Here is a 24422-nt window from a genome sequence, read left to right as displayed (position 1 = left end):
CTCCTTCTTTGCTCTTAGCTGGCGCGCGATTCCTCCTCGCGCCGCGCTCACCACATCTCAAAAACCGATGTCACGCGGAAAGTCGGTAGTGTTCCTGGCACCATCTTCGGTGATGAGCATCACATCAGAATGTCGGAAGCCGCCGACACCCGGTATGTAGACCGCAGGCTCGACCGAATTGACCATGTTGGCCATGAGCTTTCCGGAATTGTAGACCCGCAACTCTCCACGCTCTTCGCGTCCGCCAGCACCGATCATGATACCGAGCGCATGTCCGGTTCCGTGGCGCACGTAGTCGGCAAGGTCGACCTTTCGGAAAATCTCGCGTTCCATAAGCGCCATGTCTGACATGGTGACGCCCGGCTGAAGCGCCAGCTTGATGGCATCGAAGGCTTCATTCACCGCGTCGAGCGGCTTCTTCTGAGCCTGCGTCGGCTCACCGAACACAAACGTGCGTTCAAGTTCGGTGCAGTAGCCCCACATCACGGGGAAGATGTTCAGTGCAACCAGATCGCCACGTTTCAGCCGCCGACTGGTCGGATGCAGATGCGGCGTGAGTGTGTGATCGCCAAACTGGGCGTAGGCATAGGTGCTCGTGAGACCATTGATGGACAATGCTCCCATTGCCTTGTTCGTCTCAGCGACTGCGTGCGCTGCCACCGCAAGCTCGGTGACGTTCTCGTGAAGAGCTTCAAGAAACGCATTTGCGCCAATTTTTGCCAACTGGCCGCCGAGTTCGAGAAGACGGACCTCTTCATCGGATTTGATGAGACGCAGGTCCTCAATCAGTGGGCTGATCTCAACAAATTCCGCCTGTGAGAACCTGGCTGTCAGAGCGCGATGGATGCCGACCGGCATGAGCGCTTCCTCGATCCCGATGCGAACTGTGCCTGAACTCTGTCGGGCAATGAAATCGGCGCACATCCTGAGGCTGGTATGGACGACATTCTCGTCATCCCCATAAGCGAGAACCTCGTCGAAAACGCTGTGAGCTTCCATGGTCTCTTGTTCGAGCGCTGCCCCGCAAACGGCGCTGGTGCCGGATACGGGCAGTATCGCCCACATGGGTCGGCCCCACTCCGAAAGCAGCGGGACACCGCTCATGTAAAAGACGCTGTCAGCCGTATGCATGAACGCGAAGTCGATGTTTGCGGCAGCGAGTTTCTGCCGCAGCGCCTCGCTTCTGCGTGTCATTTCGGATCTTGAAAAATAGGTCATCCCCTCATCTCCTTTCTTGATTTCCGGTTGTTTCATCAGGCGGGCGGTTGCGCCTGCTAGACAAGATCCAGGCTGATCTCCTCGAATGCGATCCCGGACGTCGTCGCCTTCCATCGCTGGCCAGATTGGGCAGGCAGGGCGACCGTTAATGTACCGGTGGTGACGATGTCGCCGGAAGCCAACGGCTGGCCACCAAAGCGCTCCAGCTCACGCACCAGGTAGCGAAAGGCCTTGATCGGGCCCCCAAGCACTTGAGCTCCCCCTCCGGTCGCGGACAAACCCTCGTCGCTGGACAACGTGGCAGTAAAACTCTCAAGTTGCGCTGCCCACTTCCCGTGGTCGCCAGCAATCGGGTGTCGCTCGCCAAGAAGCAAAGCAACATGGACACCAGTGGCTGCGCCGTCGGCGACCTTGAATTGCCAGTCCGGAAAGATTGACGTGCAGACCTCGAAATCAAGTGCCACCCACTCCACGCAGTCCAGCAGCTCTTCTTCGTTCATCTGAGTATTGGGCGCAGCCTTGAGACCCAGCGCAACCTCCGCCTCCATACGGACATTCGGCCAATTGCGAACCTCAAGGGTGCTCGTCTCGCTCAGCTGAAACGTCGTCGTATCGTAGAGATAATTCCAGAGCGGCCCAGTGATGCCGTAGCCTGCCCAAGCGGCTGAGTTTGTGAAGCCGATCTTCCGACCGATAATCTTCTCCCCATTTGCTTCTCGCCTCCGACGCATTTCCTCCACCACCCAATAGGAGTCCGTCAGCTCGAAATCAGGGTGCCGCTGTGAAAAGGGCACGACTTCTGTCAACACACCACGCGTTCGGAACACCTCGTCGGCGATTTCAGATCTGATAGGATTTGTCAGCGACATCTTTACCTCGTTTTTGTTTGTTGTTCCCGGATCAGGAGTTTCTCAAGCTGTTACCAGGTCACAGCAATGTACTTGGTCTCGCAAAATTCCAGGATGCCATGATGAGCTCCTTCTCGCCCAAGTCCGCTTTGCTTTACGCCGCCGAACGGTGCGGCTGGATCTGATGCCAGGCCACGGTTGAGACCTATCATTCCAGCCTCAAGCCTTTCCGCAACGCGGAGGCCGCGGCCCAGATCACGCGTGAAGACGTAGGCGATCAGGCCGTATTCGGTGTTGTTGGCCGCAGCGATAACCTCATCTTCGCTTTCGAAGGTGCTCAAGGCGGCGATCGGCCCAAAGATTTCCTCGTTGGCAATCGCCGCATCAGCTGGGACATCGCGAATAACCGTGGGTGGGAAGTAAAAGCCGTCTTGATCAAGGGCAGTACCTCCCGTGAGCACCTTCCCCCCGCGCTCGGTCGCGTCGGTCACCAGGCCACCAATTCGATCGAGTGCCTTCCTATTGATGACCGGACCGCACTGGGTGGATTTGGAGTAGCCTGCTCCGACCGTCAGTGCCGCCATGCGTTCCGTAAGCTTTTGCGAGAAAGCTTCGACGATACCCGTTTGCACATAGAAGCGGTTAGCAGCTGTGCAGGCTTCGCCGCCATTGCGCATCTTAGCAACCATCGCGCCCTCGATGGCGGCATCCAGGTCAGCGTCATCGAAAACTATGAATGGTGCATTGCCACCAAGTTCCATTGAGCAGGAGATGATTGTGTCGGCCGCCTCGTGCAGAAGCTTTCGACCGACTTCAGTAGAACCGGTAAATGACAATTTGCGGACACGCGGATCATGCAACATTTTGCTGACCACGGCGCCTGACCGTTCAGTCGTGATCACATTGACAACACCATCCGGCACCCCCGCCTCAGCATACAGTGCGGCAAGCGCATAGGCGGTCAACGGCGTCTCTGTCGCCGGTTTCAGCACGCAGGTGCAGCCGGCGGCAAGGGCCGGTGCGATTTTGCGTGTAGCCATCGCTGCGGGAAAGTTCCAGGGTGTCACCAGGACTGCAACGCCAATCGGTTGATGTTGAACCACGATCTTGTTCGCCCCTGAGGGGGCGGTCGAGATTTCGCCGTTCAGGCGAACTGCTTCTTCCGAGAACCAGCGAAAGAACTCGGCGGCGTAGGTCACTTCACCGTGGGCGTCACTCAATGCCTTGCCGTTTTCGAGGCTGATCAACTCCGCCAACATGTCCTTTCGCTCGACCATCAGCTCAAAGCATCGGCGCAGAATCTCTGATCTTTTCCGCGGTGCTGTCGCCGCCCAGGCCGGCCCCGCATCGTACGCCGCCTGAACAGCGTCTAGAGCATCTTCGATCGTTGCGTCGGCAACGTCTGAGATGACAAGACCGGTAGACGGGTCAAGAACGTCGATGCGCCTAGCCGAGGCTCCAGGGCGCCACTTTCCAGCAATATAGAGGTCAGTAGGGACTTGTTTGAGGTCAAAGCTGATCTGGGACGTCATTGTTTGCGTCATTGTCAATTTACCTTCCATGCTTTTACATCGTTCCTCAGTCCAATTCGATCACCCGTGAAGGCAGCGCCGACCAGACTGGTCATGACTGTCGGATCGAGAGGGCGCGGATTGTTCTTGATCAGTCTGGCACTGCCCATCGCCTGTTCGGCAACTTGCGGCAACTGAGCCTCCACGATTCCCAAGTCGGCAATCGACTTCGGGATTCCAATCGACGCGAAGAGTGCTGCAACCGCATCTATCGTCTCGCTGGCAGCGTCGAACGAGGATCGGCCCTCAAGATCAAGTCCCATGGCCTTGCCAATCTCGACCAGTTCCGGCTCGCAAAAATTGCGATTGAGCTCCATTACGTAGGGCATCATGACAGCGACGCCCGCGCCGTGGGCCGTGTGGGTCATGGCTCCAATCGGATACTGGACGGCGTGAGCCGCTGCAGTCCCGGCCGTCCCGAAAGCAAGACCTGCTGTCGTCGCCCCCAGCATCAGGCGTTCGCGCGCTGTGTGATCGTCGCCATGATCATAAGCACGTTTAATGCTGCAAGAGATGTGGGATATGGCCAGCAGGGCATAGGCATCGCTCAGGGCGTTTTTGCCCAGGAAGACATGATCATGCACGATCGTGTCGGTCGGTGTGCGACGAATGGTCGTGTAGGCCTCGATTGCATGTGTGAGCGCGTCGGCACCGGAAACTGCGGTGAGGCTGGGCGGACAGGAGTACGTCAGTTCAGGATCGCAGATCGCCGTGTGGCAAATCAGTTCCGGACTTGCAATTCCGACTTTCACAGCTCGATCGGGATCTGTGATGACTGCCACCGGCGTTACCTCAGAGCCGGTCCCGGAGGTGGTTGGCAGAAGAATCAGCGGCAATATGGGACCGGCGACCTTGAACTCGCCATAATAGTCGCTGGGCTTACCCTTGTGTGCGAGAAGCAGTGCACAAACCTTGGCAGCGTCCAGGCAGCTGCCGCCGCCGATGCCGATGACGAGGTCTGCACCAAATTTGCGGCCGGCTTCCACACCCTGAGCGATGCACTCAAGCGGGAGTTCCGCAATGGTGCCGTCGAAAACGCGCACTGCCACACCTGACGACGCCAGACCGCCCACCATCTTGCGAAAATCTGCCTCGTTGCTCAAGCGAGCGTCCGTGACGACTAGCGCACGACGACCGAGCTTTGCGGCATAGCCCGGTAGGGCGGCGCGTTGGCCGGCCCCGAAAACGAGATTGCGCGGGGTGCGCAGGGCTCCAAATAGAGTCAATAAAACCTCCTGTTTCATTCAGCAGCACCAAGGCCGGCTAGAACTTGAATTTGTTGCCAGACTTCCTCAGCAAGCGGCACGCCCTCCTTCAGGCGCTGGTCGCGACAGGCTCGCCCGCGCTCTCCAGGGATCACGACGGCCGGAAAGCCATCTGCTGGCTCCAACGCGCGGAGTGCCTCGAGATAGGCCTGCAGGTCCCGTTGCGGACCGTCGATGACAATGAATAGGTCTCCCTTGTTGCACACCGTCGTATCGTCGAGCGTTCCCGTGACGTCTCGTCCGATCGCGGCTCCGGCCAGGCTTGTCACAAGCAGCTCAAAGCCGAGGCCCAAGGCGTATCCTTTTGCTTGACCAAAGGGAGCAATTGCCCCCTTCTTCGCGGCGGCCGCGTCTGTGGTGGGATTTCCGTTTTCATCCAGCGCCCAATGAGGGGGGATTGGCTGGCGCCGGTTGGCGTGATCGTGAATCTCGCCCATCGAAACAACACTCGTCGCCGTATCCATCATGAAGGGAGCACCACCCGTCGGCACGCCTATTGCTATCGGATTGGTCCCGATCATGGCCTTGCGCCCGCCCCAGGGATGAACAAGCGCCTCGCTCGTTGACAGTGCAATGATCGATAAACCGTGCTCTGCGACACGCTCTGCGTACCAGCCGAGCATCCCTATGTGATTAGAATTGCGGATGGCAGCGACGGCAATGCCGGTGACCTTCGCACGCTCAATCAACGAAGTAATCGCCCGGTTCGCGACGACCGGCCCAAGACCGCGCTGACCGTCGACGGCGAGAAACGCCTCCTTGCGCCATCTATGCTCGCCCCGGGCGTGCGGGTCCGTAACGCCGTTCTCAATCCGGCGAATGATGCGACTGAGGCGCAACAGCCCGTGGGAGGGTACTCCCCTCAAATCGGCTTCCAACAAGAGATCAAGCTGCTCTGATGCGTGCTCTTCCGGTACGCTGGCGCGGTGGAGGGCCAGCCCGGCAACTTCGCGAATATTATCCACGGAAACCGTAATCATAGATCAAATCCGATCGGATATCTGATTGCATTTTCCGAACTATGTTGATAAGAAATTGCTGCGTCAAGAAGGAATTTTAAAAATGACGAATCGAAATGGTGAGCTGAAGAACGGCGACACAGGATTGCTACGGCGCCCCACCCGGCTCGGCGATGAGGTCTATGGGGCCATCTACTCACAGCTCATGTCACTGAAGATCCCGCCTGGTGGTCGAATTGCCGTCGACAATCTGGTGCGGGAACTCGGCGTCTCGCAAACACCCATCCGCGAAGCGCTTTCACGGCTTGAAGCTCAGGGGCTGGTGGTAAAGACGCACCTCATCGGATACAGCGCAGCGCCGCAGATGGATCTGTCGGGGTTGGAGCAGCTTTACGACCTTCGCATGCTGGTGGAGCCATTTGCGGCAGCCCAGGCGGCGAAGCTTATGTCTGCCGAGGCCATCACATCGCTCGAAGCCATCGATTCGGATATGCGTCAAATCCGCAACGAGGATGCGCGTTCTGCCTACAGCCGCTTCGCGCAAAGCGACGGCGCCTTTCATGATGCAATTGCTGTCGGCAGCGGAAACGGACTCATTCACGAGGCGCTGGCACGTCTTCACACCCACGTGCATCTTTTCCGCCTCTATTTTCACACGCGGGCGACTTCCGATGCAAACAAGGAGCATGCGCGGATTCTAGCCGCAATCAAAGACAGGAATCCTAAAGGGGCCGAGGCGGCGATGAGAGATCATATCGAGCGCTCCCGCAAGCGATTCATGAAGTTCTTTACTGATGCCCAAGGCTGAGCTCAGCCTCTGCTGGAGGCTATAGAGTGCCGACAATATAGAGCCTTAATTTTCATACCATTCCTAAGGCCGGGCGTGGGATCTGTGCCGGGTGACGCGCCCAACACCCTGCCCCCCGTCCGCCGAAACAGCCGATGTCAGGTGACCTTATACTGCCGAGTGGTGTCTTTGCCTCCTCCTGAACGGTAGGACCGCTTCTGTGGCACATACCGCTTTCGATCTGCAAGGAAGGACGGTCCTTGAGGGGATCGCCGCAGGCAGCGTCTCCGTCTTTGCCACCAGCTTCTCGACCACGCCATCGACAATCTTCTTGTGGACAATTATCCGCTCCATCGACATGCGGATGTGGCCCGATTTCGTGATTGCGCCGAAAGTTGCCGTCTGAACCGCAGCAACCGGGTGACCGATCTTCGTTGAACGGGTGAAGCTCACCCGCCGCACCGCCGGATCAGCGACATCGCCCTGATGACTAGGCCAGGGACGGGGCGCTACCCCGAAATTTGAGAACAGCAGTATCGCCGCAAGCCAGCGGCACCGCAAGCGCCAAGACAACGACGATGACTCGTTCCAGGGCGCAATGCCCACAGTAGCGCCTGCAGGAACCATACTGCCATCGCCAGCGAAGCGGGCAGATCCGGAGGAATGACTTCGTTGTTGATCTGGAACGCCATTGCAGCAGCTTCTTCAGCATGTCAGCTGCGAGGCACACGTTGAAATCGGCCCATACCTGGGTCGCGCCGATCTCGGCCTTCATCACATGGGCAAAATCGGTATCCCAAGCGCCGAAGCCTGCGGGAGTAAAATGCAAAGGCTGAAGCAAAAGCCCGGCGTTATGCACGGGCATCATAGGCCTGCTGGGCAGCCAGCACGGCATCCATATTGTGCTCCGCCCAATGTGCCAGCGCCGAAACGGTTTCTGTCAGTGTCCGCCCAAGAGACGTCAGCGTATATTCCACCGTCACCGGTACCGTCGGAAAAATCGCCCTTGAGATCAGGCCGTCACGTTCCAGCTTCTTCAGCGTCTGGGAGAGCACTTTCTGGGAAATGCCCTTTATATCCCGCCTGAGATGGTTGAAGCGTACCGGCTCGCCTTCCAGCCGGTCAAGGATTAGAAGCGCCCATTTATCCGCCAGCCGGTCAAGAACGAGCCGCGTCGGACACCGGTCTTCAAAAACATTATAGGCGTGCTTCATCTTTGTTTTTCCTTTGCTTTCGTTTCAACGGTTTCCTTGAAGTAACCACGTGACCCGAAAGTGCCCTCTTTCTTTCAGTGCAATCGGACTGTATCTATCTATCAGAAACAAGGTTTCCAATAGATACTAAGGAGATTGTTAATGAAAGGCAAGATTCTCGTTCTCGGCGCAACCGGGAATGTCGGCACGCCCCTCGTCAAGGTACTCCAGGCCAAGGGTTACGCAGTCCGCGCCGCTTCGCGTTCTGGCAAGTCAGTGGAGGGCGCTGAAGGCGTCGTGTTCGATTTCGCCAACCCGGCGACCATCGCACCAGCCTTCGCCGACGTCGATGCCGCCTACGTCATGCTGCCGACCGGATACGTCGATTCCAAGGGCCTGCTGTTGCCGGTGATCGCGGCCGCCGCCGCCGCCAACGTCAAAGTCGTTTTTCAGAGCGTACTCGGCGTCGATGCCGATGACAGTATCCCTTACCGGCAGGTTGAGATCGCACTCGAAAAAACCGGCGTTCCCTACGTCATCCTGCGTCCGAACTGGTTTGCCGACAACTTCCACACATTCTGGAAGGCCGGCATCGACCACGGCGAGATCGCCGTTCCGGCTGCAGACGGGAAGTCCAGCTTCATCGATGCGCGCGACATCGCCGAAAGCGCAGCAGCGGCCCTAACAACCGAGAAGTTCGACAACAGAGCCTTCAACCTGACAGGCCCCGAAGCTCTCGGCTACGCCGAGGCGGCCAAGCTCATTTCGGCGGCAATCGGGAAAGACGTCGCCTACAATCCCCTCAACGACGAAACATTCATCGGCATTCTGACCGGCGTAGGCGTACCGGCCGATTACGCCTCGTTCCTCGCATCGATTTTCTATCCGGTCCGTGAGGGCTGGACTGCCCTCGTCACCGCTGACGTCGAGGTGCTGACCGGAAGGCCGGCACGCAGCCTCGAAACCTACGTCCAGGACAACATCACCCTCCTTATGGCCTGATCCGGCAGCTAGTGTAGTCGCGGCTATGGCATCTGAAGAGCAAGAGAACGGAAGTACTTAATCGACACCAGTCTCACTGGAAGTGTTCCGCGCCCAACGTTTGTCGTGGCGAAGCTTGCTTGCGCTGCGGGAGACACCCGCCAGAGGGGTTTTACGCCGGCATACAAGAGGATCTCATGGATGCTGTCTTCGGACCCAGCAGGTGCCTCACCTTGTCGGAGCGTCATCCTCCCGTTTTGCCACTCGACAAATCGTGCGGAACTCCAGTCGAGCAGGAGCTATTCAAGTTCTTCGTTAGTCAATACTCGCAGTCCCAGAATCTGATTCGTAAGAGCTGCATCAATAGTGACCGCACCGGAATTATTGCCCCGGTGCAATCACTTCGTCCGGGGCGTCGGCAGTTTTGCTATCGACGGCGAGAGCGTTTGCAACCACCGCAAGCATGCGCCGAGCCGGTGAGACCCTTGGCGCCCCGTCCGGGTCCGTCATCCCTTCATTTGCAAGCGAAGCGCTCCTCTTATTTTCTAGTTGGAAGCCCGAAACGATACCGCGAAGGCGCCTTACCTCGTTGGCCAGTGCAACACTGGCGGCGGTGGATTCCTCCGCCATGGCAGCATTTTGCTGTGTCACATCATCCATCTGGTTGACGGCCCGGTTCACCTCGGCAAGCGCCACCGACTGATCGTTGGCCGCCGCTGCCACCGCGTCCAGCTGGCTGTTGATCCGCAGGATTTGACTTTCGATTAGTTCGAGGACCTCGCCGGTGTCGCGAACCAATTGCACACCATCGGTGACCTCGAGCGCAGAATTGTGTATGAGGTCCTTGATGTCTTTAGCCGCCAAGGCGGACCGTTGGGCAAGTTCACGAACCTCCTGGGCGACAACGGCAAACCCCTTGCCGGCCTCTCCTGATCGCGCCGCTTCCACGCCGGCGTTCAGCGCCAATAGATTGGTCTGAAACGCAATCTCGTCGATGACGGAAACGATATTTGTTATCTCAGCGGACGATTGCTCAATCCGCTGCATCGCCGACACTGCCTTGCGGACGACTTCGGCGGATCGCCGCGCTGATCTATTTGCCTCGACCGCCAGCTCACGCGCCTCGTCGGTGCGCTTAGAGGATCCGACGACATTTTGCGTGATCTGATCAAGCGCCGCTGCGGTTTGCTCTAGCGTGGCCGCCTGTTGCTCGGTGCGCCTGAAAAGATCCTGCGCGCTCTGCGCCAGCTCGTGGGCTCCTGCGTCAATCGATCCCGTCGCGGACGAAACCGCGTGCAAACTGCCGGAAAGCTGGCCAACCGCTGCATTGAAGTCGGACCGCAGCGTCTCGAAATCCTCGGCAAACGGGTTCTCCAGCCTGAAGGCAAGATTGCGATTTGCCAGCTGCTGCAATGCCTCGGCCAGTTCAGCGGTCGTCGCAGCGAGCGTTTGAGCCCGGATACGCTCCGCTTCAGCCGAGCGAGCACGATCCTTCTCAGCCGTATTTCGACTGGCCTCGACGCTCTCCTCGAGCTCGCGCGCCCGCAGTTCATTATCCCTGAAGACCTGCACGGCCCGGGCCATCGCGCCAATCTCATCGCGCCGGTCGGCCCCACGAACCGTTGCAGCCATGTCTCCGCTGGCAATCACTTTCATCGTCTCGGCTATTGCCCCGATTGGCTTCACCAGCCAGGAGCGGACCGCCAGGAACCCGAATGCGGAGACGAAGAGCAGAGCGAACGCGGTTGCGCCAAGCGTCCAGACCGACGTCGTCCTGGCGGTCTGGGTAACGTCAATCCGCTTCTGCTCGGACGCCATCGCCATCTGGTTTGCAACGGCGATGAAGCGCGGCGATATCGCCGCAAATGCCGGCTGGCACAAGCTCAGGAACAGCTGCTGGACCGTGGCAAGTTCGGCTTCGCTTGCCGCCCCGCGCCCAACGGCGATTGCGGCGCCACATGCATCGTTTAGCAGCGAGAATCCGTCCGATTTCAGCTGCGAAAGTTCGGTACTCCCGGGTGCAGCAGCGATCGCTTGATCCATCGATTTCAAAAAATTCGTCTGCGCATCCTTCAGAGCGGCCTCAGGTTTCGCCCTCGCCTCCTTCGCCCGCGTCATCATCATATCGCTGATGCTCGACCGCGCGGCCTCCAGGCTTCGGTTCGCCTGCGTCAGGTAAAGAGTGGCTGCAGCATCCTTGTTGAGCAGGTCGCTATACCTTGTGCTCACCTCGAACATCCGCTTGCTCTGATAGAGCGTGAGCGCGACCGCTATCGATCCAAAGAGTGCAATGATGACGAAAAATTTGCCAACGATCGGAACGTGTTTCACGACCCCTCCTCAGAGTTGCAATCGCTTAAAAAAATGAGGCTGCCGTCGGGACCTGTGCGACGGCAGCCAAAGGTGCCTTGGGAGGCAAGGGAAGCGCTTTCGGGCTCGAGCAGGTCCCGTTTCATGCTCAGTCCCGGATGGCGAGCCCAGTCACCGGGTCGAACCAATGCAGTTTGTCGAGGTCGACTGACAACGGAAGTCGCTGATTAGCTGCCGGCGTAGACTCCGGAGGAATGCGCGCCACCAGCCGGTTCTTGCCCTTGAGGATGAAGTCTTCGTTGTCTTCTGCTTCATTCACACCGACCGGCGGGGACGCGATATCGAAGAAGACGAAGGTATCTGCACCAAGGGCCTCGGCGACCGGTACTGGCTCATCAAACAGTGCGTCGCGTTGCGAACAGACCCGAAACATCTCCGGTCGAATGCCGGCGATCACCTCTTTTCCGGCATGTCCTGCGAGTGCGGAGTTTGCCGGAACGAGGAAAGAAATGTCCGTGCCCTTCACGGTCCCGCGAAAAGCTGCCCCGTCGGCCTTCAGGTCCACTCGAACGAAGTTCATGGCAGGCGAGCCGATGAAGCCGGCAACGAACAAATTGGCCGGCTTGTCATAGAGGTTCTGCGGCGTGTCGATCTGCTGGAGGTTGCTCTCGTTTGCATCGCGTACCGGCTTCAGCACCGCGATACGATCCCCCATGGTCATCGCCTCGACCTGGTCATGGGTGACATAGAGCGTGGTGACGCCGAGGCGCTGATTGAGGAGCTTGAGCTCTCCCCGCATCTGCACGCGGAGCTTCGCATCGAGGTTCGAAAGCGGTTCATCCATCAGGAAGGCCATCGGATGACGGACGATGGCGCGGCCCATGGCCACACGCTGGCGCTGGCCGCCGGACAAGGCGCCGGGCTTGCGCTGAAGGTATCGCGTGAGATCCAGCATCTCGGCGGCGTCCCGCACGAGCCTGTCGATCTTGTCCTTCGGCATCTTTCGCTGCTGAAGGCCGAAGGCCATGTTCTCGTAGACGGTCATATGCGGATAGAGCGCGTAGTTCTGGAACACCATTGCGATGTCACGGTCCTGCGGTTCGACATAGGTGACATCCTTGTCGTCCATCAGCAGACGGCCGCTGTTTAGCGTTTCGAGCCCCGCCGCCATTCTGAGCAAGGTGGATTTGCCACAACCCGAAGGGCCGACCAGCACGACGAACTCGCCATCAGCGACCGCAAAGCTGACATTGGCAACGGCAACGGTCCCGTCCGGATAGGTCTTGCCTATTGTCTCAAAGGTCATGGACGCCATATCAAGTACTACTCCCAGTGTTCTTGAGCAGGGCAAGCCAACTTGTCCGGCCGGCTCGCCCTGAATGCTTAGTGTTATTCGTCAGCCGACGGTCACGGCCTTGCCAGTGGCAACCGATTCCTCAATCGCTGCAAGGATCTTGGTGTTCGCGAGACCATCCTCAGCATCGGCGAGAAGCGGTGTGCCTCGAACGACGCTGTCGATGAAGCGCGCGATCGACTCGAGCACGAAGCCGCCGATACGGGTCTCGCCCGTCGGGGTAATGCCGATATAGTCGTTATATCTGAGCCCCCCGTCGACGATGCGCCGCAGGCCGCCATTGTGGGTCGGATCGGCCTGGACCTGGCCCTTTTCGCCGACGAACTCAATCTTGAAGTCGACGAGCGACGGATTGTCCTTCGACAGGATCCAGCTGTTCTCCATGGTCACGACCGTGCCTTTGGAGAACTCTAGTATCGACGAGTGGAAGTCCTTCGTGTCCACCCCGCCCTTCGCCAGCGTACCGGAGCGGGCAACCGAGTACACACGCTCAACCTCGTCGGCCAGAATGAAGCGCAGGACGTCGACCAGATGGCTGCCCAGGAACCACAGTGCCGACGACTTCTTGGCCCAGCTAAGCATTTCGAAGGGCACGTAGGTGGTGTTGGAAAGGCGGGCCGAGCCGTGCCTAGCAAGACCGATCTCGCCATTCTGGATCATGTCGCGGACCTGCGCCAGGATCGGGTTTACGCGATTGTGGAAATCCACCATCAGCTTGCCCTTCGACTTCGCGGCAGCCTCGGCGATCTCCTCCGCCTCCTTAACAGTCGTCGCAAGCGGCTTCTCGCTCAGGACATGCTTGTCGGCCTTGAGCGCTGCAAGAACGATCGGCGTATGGGTGAAGTCAGGTGTGGCGACGGAAACAGCGTCGATCGCAGCGTTGTTGATCAGCTTCTCATAATCCGTGAACGCCAGCTCGGCGCCGAAGCTTTCCTTCATCTTCAGCGCCCTGCCCTCGTCAAGGTCGCAGACGCCGACGAGCTCGGTCTCCGGCAGGACGTTGAAGGTATGGGCGTGATTGTTGCCCCAAAGGCCGGCGCCAATAACGCCCATTCTCAGTTTGCTCATATTCAATAACTCCATTCAAGCAAGGACAGGTCAGCCTTTCACCGAACCAAAGGTGAGGCCGCGGACGACGTATCGATCGAACACAAGGAAGATGATGATCGGCGGGATCATCGCGAGCACCGCCGCGGCGGCGATGTAGTTCCAAGTCACGCCGCTTGTGGCGAAGTAACCAAGCGTTCCGATCGGCAGAGTTGCGGTCGAGCGGGAGCTCAGCACCAGAGGAAAGGCGGCGTTGTTCCACGCGAAGACGAAGGCGAACATCGAGGTCACGATGATGCCTGGACGCACGATCGGCAGCGTGATCCGCCACATGATCGTATACCAGCGGGCGCCGTCGACGCGGGCCGCCTCCTCGAGCTCGGCCGGCACCTCATCGATGAAACTCTTCATCAGCCAGACCGAAAACGGGATCGTCAGGGTCTGCAGGACGAGCACCATCGAGAAGTAGGAGCCCTGGAGCCCGATCTGGTTGATCAGAATGAAATACGGGATCAGGAAGGCGATCGGCGGCGCCATCAACAGGCCGAGATACCACAGCATGATGTTCTTCTTACCGCGCAGCTTGAAGCGGGAGAGCGCGTAAGCGGCCGGCACGGAAAACGGCAGGTTCAGGAGCACGGCGCCGACGCGACGATCAGGCTGTTGCCCAGCTGCGGCGCATTAGTGCCGGGATCAACGAGGATATGCCGAAAGGCGTCGAGGCTGGGCTCGAAAGCCAGTTGCGGCGGCATGCTGAAGGCGGTCTCGGCCGGGCGGATCGCAAGCGCGACGAACCAGAGGATCGGGCCGATGAAGACCGCTAGGAACAGAAGGCCTGCGACATAGGTCAGTGCGGTAGAGAAACCGGTGCGGCTCGACATATCACCACTCCTCATTGCGAAATGCGAAGAAGACGTAGAGGGCGACGATGATGTTGACGATCAATACAGTGATCCACGTCATGGCGCTGACGAGGCCGATGTTGAAGTTTACCAGGCCCTGCTCATAGAGCGAGTATCCGAGCGTTCGGGTAGAGGTGCCGGGTCCACCGCGTGTCAACACGAGTACCGTGTCGAAGGTGTTGAAGATCTGCATGAAACGCAGCATGACGATGATGATCGCCGTGCGCTTGATCAGCGGCAGCTTGATCCGCATCAGGATCGTCCAGGCGGATGCGCGATCGAGCCGGGCAGCCTCGGTGATTTCGTCCGGAACACTCAGGAGGCTCGCATAAAGCACGATGGCAAAGAAGGGTGTCCACTGCCAGATGTCGACGAAGAGGATCGCGGCTAGCGCGGTCGAAGGCGAGCCGAGAATGCCCTCCGCCGGCACCGGCAACCACAGCGATTTCAGCACCCAGGTTAAGAGGCCTCCGCCCGGATCGTAGAGATAGCGGAACAGGAAGCCGACCACGATTGGGGCGATGGTCGTCGGCAGGATCAGCAATGCCCGCACGACATTCATGCCGGGGACAGCCTTGAGCAGCACGAGCGCAATGGCGAGACCGAGCGCGAACTCGATTGCCGTCCCGACGATCGACAGGAGCAGCGTGTTGCCGAGCGCTGCCCTAAAGTCGAAGGCATTGAAGGCCTGCGCATAGTTTTCGAAGCCGACATAGGCGAGCGGCTGCGGCCCGACCTGCAGGTTCCAGAAATAGAAGCTCGACCGCAAGGCAAAGAGCATCGGATAAGCGATCAGTGCGAGCAGCATGATGACCGAGGGCGCGATCAGGAGATAAGGCAGGTTGCGGCGGACAAAGCTCCGCCTGACAGGCGCAAGCACCTGCGGCGAACGGAAAGTGGTGGTGTTCATTGCGAGATCCAGTTCTTTTTCGCTCGTTTCGCCGGCGCGGCGGGCGGCCGCGCCGGCGCGAGGAGAACTCTATTACGCCTTGGCGAGCTTGCCGATCAGGGCCTTTGCCCCGTCGAGCGTGTCAGCGAAGCTCTCCTTCTGATAGGGGATCATCAGATTGCCCTTCAGAATGCTCTCGAACAGCCCATTGGTGCGTTCGAGTGCAACCTTCGGATCTTCATTGCCCGTAAGCAGTTGGTTCAAAGTGAGGCCGAGCACGCTCTCCACGGCGGTGTAGCCTGGAACCGGCGGCCTTGTAATCTTGCCGTTGCCCTGTTTCATCATGGCGTACTGCACGTCAAGATAAGGATAGATCGCCTTCACCTCGTCATCCTCATACAGCGACGCGCGTGCGAAGTCGGAGAACTGGTAGTTGAGGTCCGGCCAGAGCGCCATCTTCTTCTGGGTCGCTTTCGACGTCGCCCATTTTATGAAGGCGAAACCGGCGTCCTGCCGCTCCGAGCTCGACGGGATGCCCAGGCTGTAGCCGCCGAGGCTGACGGTCTGCGGGACGCCCTCGGCCTTCGGTAACGCCGCGGTCGCATATTTGCCCATGACGTCTGATTTCTTGCCGGTCATGTAGCCGGAGTTGTTGACCAAATAGAAGTAGGGCGTCCACCAGTAGAACATGCCGACATCACCCTTGGCGAAGCGGGTGCCGGCATCGAACCAGAGATAGTTGATCGCTTCCGGGGGCGAGAGCTTGTAGAGCTGCCGGTAGATATCCACAGACTTCGCCCAGGCTGGACCGGTCGGCTGCGGCGAGAAGTCCCAAGGCGCGCCGGGGAACGACTTGAACCAGCTTGCGCCGTGACTGACCGACAGCTGCGTGAACATGTGGGTGATCGGCGACGGCTGCGAGCCGCAGATCACGGTCGGGAAAATCGGCTGGCCGCCAAAGCTCTTGCCTTCGAGCGACTTCAGCGTGTCGACATATTTCGTCCAGGTCCAGTCCTCGGAGGTCTCGGTCGGGGGAGAGGCGATGCCGAACTCGTCGAACATGTCCTTGCGGTACATGACGCCCTGCGCATAGGCCGCCACCGGCAGCGTGCCGATCTGCCCACGCCACATGTTGGAGGAGTAGAGCACCTCCGGGATGAAATCCGAAAGCTCGACCTCGCTGTCATTGGCAATGAAATCGTTGAGCGAAACGATCCAGCCATTGTCGAGATATTGGCCAAGCCACATCTGGTCGACGACGATAACGTCGGCGTCTGAGGTTTTGGCAACGAAGGCGGAGACGAGACGAGATTGAAGCGCATCATAGGACAGGCTTTCGAGCTCCACCTTGATGCCGGTCTCCTTCTCGTATTCGGGCACCAAAGCCTTCATCGAGAAGAAGAACGGGTCTTCGACCGAGAGCACCCGCACCGTCCCCGCCCCTTGAGCGCCAGCGCGCCGTGGTGCCACCAGCGTACCGACCGAAGCCAGGATTGCTGCCGCCGACGCGGATTTCAGCATGTCCCGGCGCGACATATTACCGATATCGATAGTCATGAAAGCCTCCTCAGTTGCTTTGTAACGCGACCGCAATCACTCCGCCGAAGCATTTGGGCTCCCCTTCCGGACTGAGATCGTACCCCTCAAAATCTGCTCATGTTAGCAGGTTAGTTTGTACTTCGCACAAACTTATGCTACTGTCAAGAAGCCGTCACATTGGAATTGCGTCGGCGACTTGGGCCAAGATCGGTCCGCACTGGTACCTTTTCGCGCCCTGTCTGGCCCATGACGAAACTAACGGGTAAAACTGTCCGACAAATCGGAGACCTATTTTGAAATTCGAGAACCAATCGTCCTATTCCTTGGGCCACCGGTCCCCCACCAGCAAGGAAGCTTTGGTCGGGGAGAACGGGAGCCAGGTGACGCTTGTCTCGCAGTCAGCGCTCGGCGCGATCAACCGCGGGCGCGTGCTGCAGGCCCTTTATGACAATGGTCCCAAGAGCCGCGCTGATCTTGCGCGGCTGGCTGGCGTCAACAGGACAACGATTACAGGCATCGTCCAGCCTATGATCGAGGAGCAACTCCTCGTCGAGGGCGACGCCGTTCCCTCGGACTTCAAGGGCGGCAAGCCGGCGCGGCCGCTCTACTTCAATCCCGATGCCCCGATGCTCGGCGCAGTCCTGCTGTTGCCGGGCAAGGTCCAGACATGTCTTGTCACTCTGGCAGGTGAGATCAGAGCCGTGGCGAAGGCCGAGTTCGACCCTCAAGGGGAGAAGGACGCGTTTGTCGCGATCATCAAGAAGACGCTTTCGTCCACGCTCTTGCAGGCCCACAAGGCTCCGTTCGGCATCGGCATTGCCTCGGCCGGGATGATCGATAGCGACAATGGCGTGATTCTCGCGGTCAACCTGGCGCCCGTCCTGACTGGCCTCCCCCTCGTCTCTATACTGCAGAAGCATTTTTCGCTTCCGGTGGTCATCGATCATCATCCCCGCGCCCTTCTCGTCGGCGACAGATGGTTCGGGCCCGGGCGCGGCCAGCAGAATTTCGCGGCCATCTATACCGGTGAGGTTCTAGGCGGCGCTTTCTTCATCGACGGAAAAGTCTATCGGGGCCTTGCAGGTTCGGGTGGTGAACTCGGCCACACCGTGGTGCAGATGGGTGGGGCGCGCTGCAACTGCGGCAAGCATGGCTGCTGGGAAACCGTCGCGGCCCTTCCCTGGCTTCGCGAGGAAGCGAGCAAAATGGGAATGGCCGAGCCGAGCAAGATCAGCTGCGCGCGGCTAGTCAAGGAGACAGAAGAAGGATCTGGAGCCGCTGGCGACCTGCTCGACCGCTACACCCGCAATATCGCGGTTGGTATCGTCAACCTTCAACAAACCCTCTCTCTCAACTCCTATGTTCTGCACGGCGACGTCGCCGGCGGTGGGCCCGCGGCGGCAGAGCGGATCAAAGCGCATGTCGAACAGTCGATCATCATGCGGCCTGGCCAGGAGATTTCCGTCACCGTCAACGGTATCGGCGAGGGCCATACCGCGCTTCGCGGCGCGGCAGGCCTGGTGCTCTCGAGCCACCTGAAGCTGGTCATCTAGGCGCTTTGCGGACCGAGGTGATCAGACAAAGAGCTCGTAAAACCGACCCGGTTCGGCTCTGGAGAGTACATCGAGCGGCGGAGCGCCGCGACAAATTTTACCTACTGGAGGAGAATGGCAAGAAGCCAACGAAGCCGGTAATCTTCCATGCCCCCTCCTCTTTCGTGCAGAAGAATACGGACTGCCAGTTCAGCTTTTGATCTCCGCCCGCCGCAAGGGCTATGGCGTCATCGAAGGTTTTGCGTGCCGTGGCGGCATGACCTTCGACCCGGATGTCCAGCATATTGGTCGCGCGGTAAAGCGCGCGCCTACGGTCCTCCGCATAGTCCGTCTGGGCCGCTTTTCGAGCATCGTCGAGCCAGGCGTCGCGGTAGGCTTCGACCGTCGGGAAGCGGAGCTCCCATTGGGACGGATCGAGCGAGCCCTTCGCGTCGAGCCCGCAAAACCCATCCTGTTTGAAGCATTGCGCGAAGATCGACCAATCCTGACCGACGAAGCCGTCGACGTCCTTGCGCACCAGCATCTCCCAGATGGCATGATGGTCGGTTTCGGCCGGAAATGGGTTGATATCATGAGGCATTGATGGGCTCCCGTTTGTGATTGAGAGCCCGCCTTAGCCAAAATCGAGTTGACTTTCCAGTATGTTTGTGCGACGCACGTACAAATGGGTTGCGGTCCGGATTATCAGCGGGACCATTGCGAGGTGCATGCAGCGCTGCCTGCCTGCAAGCGGACCCCTCGCGATAGTCCCGCTCCGGTAAGCGGATAGATGAACCCAACCACCAGCATCAACGTCCTGTGCCTTTGCTCAGGGCTCTTCAGGCCACCCGAGGCAGGATCATGAGCCGTTACATCCTTGGTATCGATGGTGGAGGAACGAGTTGCCGTGCTGCGGTCGCTCTGCCCGACGGGCGCATTCTGGGCCGCGCCAAGGCCGGCCCAGCCAACATCCTGACAGCGCCCGAGACCGCGCTGAACAATATCGTCGAAGCCGCGCGCCGCCTTTGTCGAGGCTGGTCTCGATTCGCGCCAGATCCACGAAGCGTGTGCGCTTCTCGGGGTCGCCGGCCACAATATCGGCGATGTGGCCCGCATCGTTAGGCGAAATCTTCCCTTCGCCACCGCCGAAATCGAATCTGATGGGCTGATCGCCCTGCAGGGCGCGCTGGGCGATAAGGATGGCGCCGTCGCGATCCTGGGAACCGGCACGATCTACATTTCCCGCGCACAAGACGTCGTTCACACCATCGGCGGCTGGGGCTTCAATGTTGGCGACCTCGGCAGCGGCTCGCGCATAGGCCATGCCTTGCTGCAGGAGTGCCTTTTGGCGCAAGATGGCATTCATCCTCCCTCCCCGGTCACTTGTTCCGTGCTTGCGGAGTTCGATCAGGATCCCCGGCAGATCGTGGAGTTTGCACAGACAGCCAAACCGGGCGATTATGGGCGCTTTGCTCCCCGCGTGTTCGAACACGCCAGAGACCAAGACCCGACCGCAATCACACTTCTGCGGCAGGCGGCCGCGGCGGTAGACGAGGTTCTCGACGCGCTTGTGGGACGCGGTATGCGGCAGATTTGCCTGCTTGGCGGACTTGCTCCCCTTTATCCCACGTGGCTTTCCGAGCGCCACCGACCACGCCTTTGTAAGCCCGAGAGCGACGCTCTATCCGGCGCCGTTGCCATGGCGGTCCATCGTTTTGCCGATCTGCCGGAGCGGCAACCGTGAAAGAGATTCTGGCGTTGGTACTCCCTTATAGCGACATCGACGATGGCCGCGCCGGGCCGCTCTATCACCGGCTTCGATTATCATTGGAAAGTGCGATCCAATCCGGGAAGCTTCGTGCAGGGGATGTGCTTTATCCGGAACGCGACCTCGCCGCATACGCAAACGTCAGTCGGGTCACGGTCCGGAAAGCCATCGATCTGCTGGTGCGCGACGGGCTCCTCATGCGCCGGCAGGGTTCGGGGACTTTCGTCGTCCATTCGACCCCTGTCGAACAGAAGACGACCAAACCCATATCCGTGACGGAAGGCATTTTCTGGCGCGGCGCCTCAAGCAAGGCTGAATGGATCGAGCGGAGGCGTTCCCTTCCCTCCCCGCAGGAGATGATGGCGCTCGGACTTCGCGCCGATGAAGAGGTGGCACGCTTCACCCGCCTGCAAATAGCGGACGGGCGACCACTTGCGGTCGAACGGACCAGTGTCCCGGCTTTCTTGATTCCGGATCCTCTGTGTGTCACCGATTCCGTCTATGCGGCGCTTGCCGGGGCTCGGCCTGTGCGAGCAGTGCAACGCATTTTCGCACAACCGATCCGAATGCCCGACGCGGGCTTGCTCAACGCCAGCGAGGGCGCCGCCGGCCTCGTCACCGAACGCGTCGCATTCCTCTCGACCGATCGCGCCGTCGAACTAACCCGAACAAACTTCCGGGACGACGCTGACGGCTTCGTAAGCGAGTTCGCCATCCGGAACAGTGATATTCAATAAGGGATACCATATGCAGAATAGCTCCGAGACGAACATGCGCCGCGAGATTGATGAGATACCAGAGGCCGCCGCGCGCCTTCTTGACCGCTCCGCAAAGGAGTTCGCGGCCATAGGCTCCGCGCTTCGCGACAAGGATCCGGCCTTCGTCGTGACGATCGCCCGGGGCTCCTCCGATCACGCCGCCCTCTTCCTCAAATACGCGATCGAGCTCACCGCATGTTTGCCGGTCGCCTCGCTCGGACCATCGCTGGCGTCGATCTATCACGCCGATCTGAAACTAGGCCGTAGTGCGACTTTCGCTATCTCGCAATCCGGTAGAAGCCCCGACATCGTTGCGATGCTGGAAGCGGCGACCAAGGCCGGTGCCACCTCGGTCGCCCTCACCAACACCTTGCCATCACCCCTTGCGGAAGCGAGCAGCCACTCTCTCGACATTCTTGCAGGACCCGAATATGCGGTTGCCGCGACTAAGTCCTACGTCAATTCCATCGTTGCGGGCCTCGGCATTCTTGCCGAATGGACCGGAGACGCCCCTCTCAAGACGGCGCTGGCTTCGCTCCCGCAGCACTTCGCTGCGGCGGTGAAGCTGGAATGGCCGGAACTTGCCGCGTCCGTGGCGGAAGCGGAATCGCTTTATGTCTTGGGCAGAGGCCCCACGCTGGCGATTGCGAGCGAAGCAGCGTTGAAGTTCAAGGAGACGACGGGCGTTCACGCGGAAGCCTATTCAGCTGCCGAAGTCCTGCATGGGCCGGTCGCACTCATTGGACATCGCTTTCCGGTGCTGGTGCTTGCCGCACGCGATGCGGCCGAGACATCCGTCGTCGAGATCGCCGACGGGCTCTGCGCCAAGGGGGCAATCGTTCATGCAACATCATCGCAGGCCGCGAGCGCGATGAGGCTTCCCTTCGTCAACACTGGCCACCCCATTACCGATGCTCTCGTCCTTATTCTCCCCTTCTACAGTTTCGTCGAAGCCAGTTCACGTGCGCGCGGCCGCAACCCCGACGCGCCTCAGAATCTCAAGAAGGTGACCGAAACCCGATGAAGACGACACTCAAGATAACAGGAGCGAGGATATTCGACGGCAACCGATGGCATGAGGAGGTCGACCTTGTCGTTGAGAACGGCCGCGTCGCTTCAATCGGGCCGCAGAGCGTCTCCGTGGAAGCCTCTGAGACAGTTGATGCGAAAGGTCAGTTGCTTGTTCCCGGATTCATAGATCTGCAGGTCAATGGCGGCGGCGGCGCGCTCTTAAACGAGCAACCGACGCTGGAAGGCATCCAGCGGATATGTCAGGCCCATGCCGCGTTCGGCACCACGGCCATGCTGCCGACACTGATCACCGACACGCGTGCGGTGACGCGTGCGGCGATCGCGGCCGGGGTCGCTGCCAAAGCGGCAGACATAACCGGATTCCTCGGTCTGCATCTCGAAGGGCCCCATCTTTCCGTCGCGCGAAAGGGTGCTCATGATCCGTCACTGATCCGCCCCATGGATGCTGATGACCTCGAGACACTGCTTACATGCATGCAGTCCATCGGCTGCCTCATGGTCACGCTCGCACCGGAGAACGTGAGCGAGCAACAGGTCCGGACGCTTGCCGATGCCGGAGTGATCGTCAGTCTCGGCCACACGGACGCGAGTTTCGTCACTGCTTGCGCTTACGCCGAAGCTGGTGCTAGTTGCGTGACACATCTCTTCAACGCCATGAGCGGCCTCGGCCACCGCGAGCCTGGCGTTGCCGGTGCGGCTCTTGCGGTTCGCTCGCTAAATGTCGGTCTGATTGCCGATGGCTTCCACGTCGATCCCGCGGTGATGCAGATCGCCATGCGCGGCAAGCAAGGACCAGGTCGGATCTTTCTGGTGACCGATGCCATGTCGACCATCGGCACCGATATGACACGCTTTTCGCTCAATGGTCGTGAGATCTTGAGGGAGAACGGACGTTTGACGCTTGCCGACGGCACACTCGCGGGTGCTGATATCGATATGCTGTCCTGCGTTCGCTATGTTCACCAGCAACTCGATCTACCTCTGAACGTGGCGCTTCGCATGGCGTCTGCTTATCCCGCCGAGGCTATCGGCCTGTCTGCACGTAAAGGCCGGCTGACCGGTGGAGCCGAGGCGGATTTCCTGCTGCTGACGGGGGATCTCACACTGCGGTCAACCTGGATAAACGGGCGAAAGGTGTTTGAGGCGGATGTTTCCTGCGTCGCATGAGCTCAGCCGTCGTCGAAACCGCGGTGCTACCGTCAGACGGGGGCGCAAACACGCGCAAGGTGGTTTCAAAAACGCAGTTCTCGCATCCCTTCCTCGGGCCTCGTCCTACAATCGCAGAGTTGGGACGGCGGCCAGCTGCACAGGTGGAACGAAGGCTTGCGCTGGTGACAGTGTCTAGGAGGTTCATAAGACTACCGTCCGCTCCAGGGGCAGGCGCGAAAGACCCGGACTTCGCCGCTGCAAGTGTTCGGCTCCACTTCTGGCAGAGCCGGAACTCGGAGTGCATGGCAATCGGAATCACGCCAAGATAATACGTCGGCCGGTCCGAACGCTTTCCAGTGCCGCGTCGGCAAGCTGAAGTGCAAGCATGCCATCTTCACCGCTGGGCGAGATCAACGCTCCGCTTTCGATCGCGGCAATGAAACCGGCAATTTCGTTGGCATAGGCTTCGATGTAGCGGGTCATGAAGAAATCGTGCAGCGGCGGGCGGGTGTAGCCTTCAGCAGTTGCAACCTCAATCGAGATCGGGCGCTGGTTTTCCGCGCTGGCCGAACCCAAGGAGCCGTGAACTTCGATGCGCTGGTCATAGCCATATGTGGCGCGTCGCGAGTTCGAAATCACGACCTGGCGCCCGGTGACCGTCTCGAGGATTACGGTCACACTATCGTAGTCTCCTGCAGCGCCAATAGCGGGGTCAACAAGAACAGCAGCGTGAGCGGAGACAGACGCGATCGCTTCACCATCCAGAAGGAAGCGCGCCATGTCAAAGTCGTGGATAGTCATATCGCGGAAGATGCCGCCGGAACGGCTAATATAGTCGAGTGGCGGAGGACCGGGATCGCGGGACGTGATGGTGATCATTTCAACCTTCCCGATACGGCCGTCGTCTATCGCCTGCTTGACCGCCATGAAATGCGGGTCGAAGCGACGGTTGAAGCCAACCATCAGCTTCGCGTCTGTCTCCTTGACGACGTCGATGCACGCTTTGACGCGGGCTATGTCCAGATCCACTGGCTTCTCGCAGAAGATGGCCTTGCCGGCCCTCGCAAACCTTTCGATCAGATCGGCGTGGGTATCGGTCGGTGTGCAGATGATCACCGCATGAATGTCGCGGGCAGCCTCGATCTCATCTATGGTGCGAACCTCTGCGCCATACTGAGCCGCGAACGATTGGGCGGCGGCTGGAAAGGCATCGGCCACGGCGACCAGCTTTGCATCCGGATTGCTGCCGACAGCCTTGGCATGGACGCGTCCGATACGGCCCGCGCCCAGAAGGGCGAAGTTTACGGTCATGGTCTTCTC

Annotated in this window: 21 protein-coding genes and 2 pseudogenes; 7 read left to right on the top strand and 16 right to left on the bottom strand. The window is 59.6% G+C overall.

Features of this window, described 5'->3' with window-relative positions:
• Positions 1–57: 57 nt before the first annotated feature.
• Genes EKH55_RS28220 through EKH55_RS28200 form a run of 5 tightly spaced genes read right to left on the bottom strand, consistent with a single transcriptional unit; the run spans position 58 to position 5882 of the window.
• Complete coding sequence (locus tag EKH55_RS28220) at positions 58–1218, bottom strand: M24 family metallopeptidase (protein ID WP_069456849.1); 1161 nt, start codon at positions 1216–1218, stop codon at positions 58–60.
• 56 nt (positions 1219–1274) lie between these two features.
• A complete protein-coding gene (locus EKH55_RS28215; protein ID WP_069456848.1) occupies positions 1275–2087 on the bottom strand; it encodes a 2-keto-4-pentenoate hydratase in 813 nt (270 codons plus the stop codon).
• A 50-nt stretch (positions 2088–2137) separates the two neighbouring features.
• Entirely contained in the window at positions 2138–3610 is a 1473-nt protein-coding gene (locus EKH55_RS28210; RefSeq protein ID WP_069456847.1) for an NAD-dependent succinate-semialdehyde dehydrogenase, read from the bottom strand.
• Between the two features lie 2 nt (positions 3611–3612).
• A complete protein-coding gene (locus EKH55_RS28205) occupies positions 3613–4863 on the bottom strand; it encodes an iron-containing alcohol dehydrogenase (RefSeq protein ID WP_069456846.1) in 1251 nt (416 codons plus the stop codon).
• Between the two features lie 14 nt (positions 4864–4877).
• Positions 4878–5882 carry an Ldh family oxidoreductase gene (locus tag EKH55_RS28200; protein WP_069456845.1) on the bottom strand — a complete coding sequence of 335 codons (1005 nt, stop codon included), beginning with the start codon at positions 5880–5882 and terminating at the stop codon, positions 4878–4880.
• Positions 5883–5907: 25 nt separating this feature from the next.
• On the opposite strand from EKH55_RS28200, the gene EKH55_RS28195 reads away from it, so the two are divergent.
• Entirely contained in the window at positions 5908–6669 is a 762-nt protein-coding gene (locus EKH55_RS28195; RefSeq protein ID WP_245314458.1) for a GntR family transcriptional regulator, read from the top strand.
• Positions 6670–6816: 147 nt separating this feature from the next.
• Here EKH55_RS28195 and EKH55_RS30410 read toward each other — a convergent pair whose 3' ends face one another.
• The 3 genes from EKH55_RS30410 to EKH55_RS28185 all read right to left on the bottom strand — a co-directional run bounded on the left by EKH55_RS30410 (position 6817) and on the right by EKH55_RS28185 (position 7862).
• Positions 6817–7002, bottom strand: coding sequence for a hypothetical protein (locus EKH55_RS30410; RefSeq protein WP_427915883.1), 186 nt, complete (start codon positions 7000–7002; stop codon positions 6817–6819).
• Positions 7003–7138: 136 nt separating this feature from the next.
• On the bottom strand, positions 7139–7513 hold the full coding sequence (locus EKH55_RS29580; RefSeq protein WP_069456843.1) for a hypothetical protein: 375 nt from the start codon (positions 7511–7513) through the stop codon (positions 7139–7141).
• Positions 7500–7862 carry a winged helix-turn-helix transcriptional regulator gene (locus EKH55_RS28185; RefSeq protein ID WP_069456842.1) on the bottom strand — a complete coding sequence of 121 codons (363 nt, stop codon included), beginning with the start codon at positions 7860–7862 and terminating at the stop codon, positions 7500–7502. The genes EKH55_RS29580 and EKH55_RS28185 overlap by 14 nt, the downstream gene beginning before the upstream one ends.
• Positions 7863–8003: 141 nt before the next feature.
• Here EKH55_RS28185 and EKH55_RS28180 point away from each other — a divergent pair, with 141 nt between their 5' ends.
• Positions 8004–8843, top strand: coding sequence for an SDR family oxidoreductase (locus tag EKH55_RS28180; RefSeq protein WP_069456841.1), 840 nt, complete (start codon positions 8004–8006; stop codon positions 8841–8843).
• 360 nt (positions 8844–9203) lie between these two features.
• Here the strand turns inward: EKH55_RS28180 and EKH55_RS28175 are convergent, their stop codons facing one another.
• From EKH55_RS28175 to EKH55_RS28150, 6 genes and pseudogenes are all read right to left on the bottom strand, one after another.
• Complete coding sequence (locus EKH55_RS28175) at positions 9204–11060, bottom strand: methyl-accepting chemotaxis protein (protein WP_245314456.1); 1857 nt, start codon at positions 11058–11060, stop codon at positions 9204–9206.
• Positions 11061–11280: 220 nt separating this feature from the next.
• Complete coding sequence (locus EKH55_RS28170) at positions 11281–12447, bottom strand: ABC transporter ATP-binding protein (protein WP_151614000.1); 1167 nt, start codon at positions 12445–12447, stop codon at positions 11281–11283.
• Positions 12448–12528: 81 nt separating this feature from the next.
• Positions 12529–13554, bottom strand: coding sequence for a Gfo/Idh/MocA family protein (locus tag EKH55_RS28165; protein ID WP_069456838.1), 1026 nt, complete (start codon positions 13552–13554; stop codon positions 12529–12531).
• A gap of 30 nt (positions 13555–13584) precedes the next feature.
• A pseudogene (locus EKH55_RS28160) lies at positions 13585–14414 on the bottom strand (carbohydrate ABC transporter permease).
• A 1-nt stretch (position 14415) separates the two neighbouring features.
• Positions 14416–15345: a carbohydrate ABC transporter permease gene (locus EKH55_RS28155; RefSeq protein WP_069456837.1), complete on the bottom strand. Its 930-nt coding sequence runs from the start codon at positions 15343–15345 to the stop codon at positions 14416–14418.
• A gap of 72 nt (positions 15346–15417) precedes the next feature.
• On the bottom strand, positions 15418–16881 hold the full coding sequence (locus EKH55_RS28150; RefSeq protein ID WP_069456836.1) for an extracellular solute-binding protein: 1464 nt from the start codon (positions 16879–16881) through the stop codon (positions 15418–15420).
• A 275-nt stretch (positions 16882–17156) separates the two neighbouring features.
• Here EKH55_RS28150 and EKH55_RS28145 point away from each other — a divergent pair, with 275 nt between their 5' ends.
• Entirely contained in the window at positions 17157–18416 is a 1260-nt protein-coding gene (locus tag EKH55_RS28145; RefSeq protein WP_069456835.1) for an ROK family transcriptional regulator, read from the top strand.
• Positions 18417–18513: 97 nt separating this feature from the next.
• Here EKH55_RS28145 and EKH55_RS28140 read toward each other — a convergent pair whose 3' ends face one another.
• On the bottom strand, positions 18514–18996 hold the full coding sequence (locus EKH55_RS28140) for a hypothetical protein (RefSeq protein WP_069456834.1): 483 nt from the start codon (positions 18994–18996) through the stop codon (positions 18514–18516).
• Between the two features lie 260 nt (positions 18997–19256).
• On the opposite strand from EKH55_RS28140, the pseudogene EKH55_RS28135 reads away from it, so the two are divergent.
• From EKH55_RS28135 to nagA, 4 genes and pseudogenes are all read left to right on the top strand, one after another.
• Positions 19257–20139: pseudogene (locus tag EKH55_RS28135) on the top strand (glucosamine kinase nucleotide-binding domain-containing protein).
• Positions 20136–20900 carry a GntR family transcriptional regulator gene (locus EKH55_RS28130; RefSeq protein ID WP_069456833.1) on the top strand — a complete coding sequence of 255 codons (765 nt, stop codon included), beginning with the start codon at positions 20136–20138 and terminating at the stop codon, positions 20898–20900. Before EKH55_RS28135 ends, EKH55_RS28130 begins: the two are co-directional and overlap by 4 nt.
• Positions 20901–20910: 10 nt before the next feature.
• Entirely contained in the window at positions 20911–21945 is a 1035-nt protein-coding gene (locus tag EKH55_RS28125) for an SIS domain-containing protein (protein WP_069456832.1), read from the top strand.
• Positions 21942–23120, top strand: a complete 1179-nt coding sequence (gene nagA / locus EKH55_RS28120) for an N-acetylglucosamine-6-phosphate deacetylase (RefSeq protein WP_069456831.1) — start codon at positions 21942–21944, stop codon at positions 23118–23120. Before EKH55_RS28125 ends, nagA begins: the two co-directional genes overlap by 4 nt.
• Before the next feature lie 297 nt (positions 23121–23417).
• On the opposite strand, the gene iolG is transcribed toward nagA, so the two are convergent.
• Positions 23418–24413, bottom strand: coding sequence for an inositol 2-dehydrogenase (gene iolG, locus EKH55_RS28115; protein ID WP_069456830.1), 996 nt, complete (start codon positions 24411–24413; stop codon positions 23418–23420).
• Between the last annotated feature and the right edge of the window lie 9 nt (positions 24414–24422).

The organism is Sinorhizobium alkalisoli (assembly GCF_008932245.1).
GTDB classification, from domain to species: domain Bacteria; phylum Pseudomonadota; class Alphaproteobacteria; order Rhizobiales; family Rhizobiaceae; genus Sinorhizobium; species Sinorhizobium alkalisoli.
The sequence above is the reverse complement of the archived record's forward strand: the minus strand, read 5'-3'. Positions and strand labels throughout refer to the sequence as shown.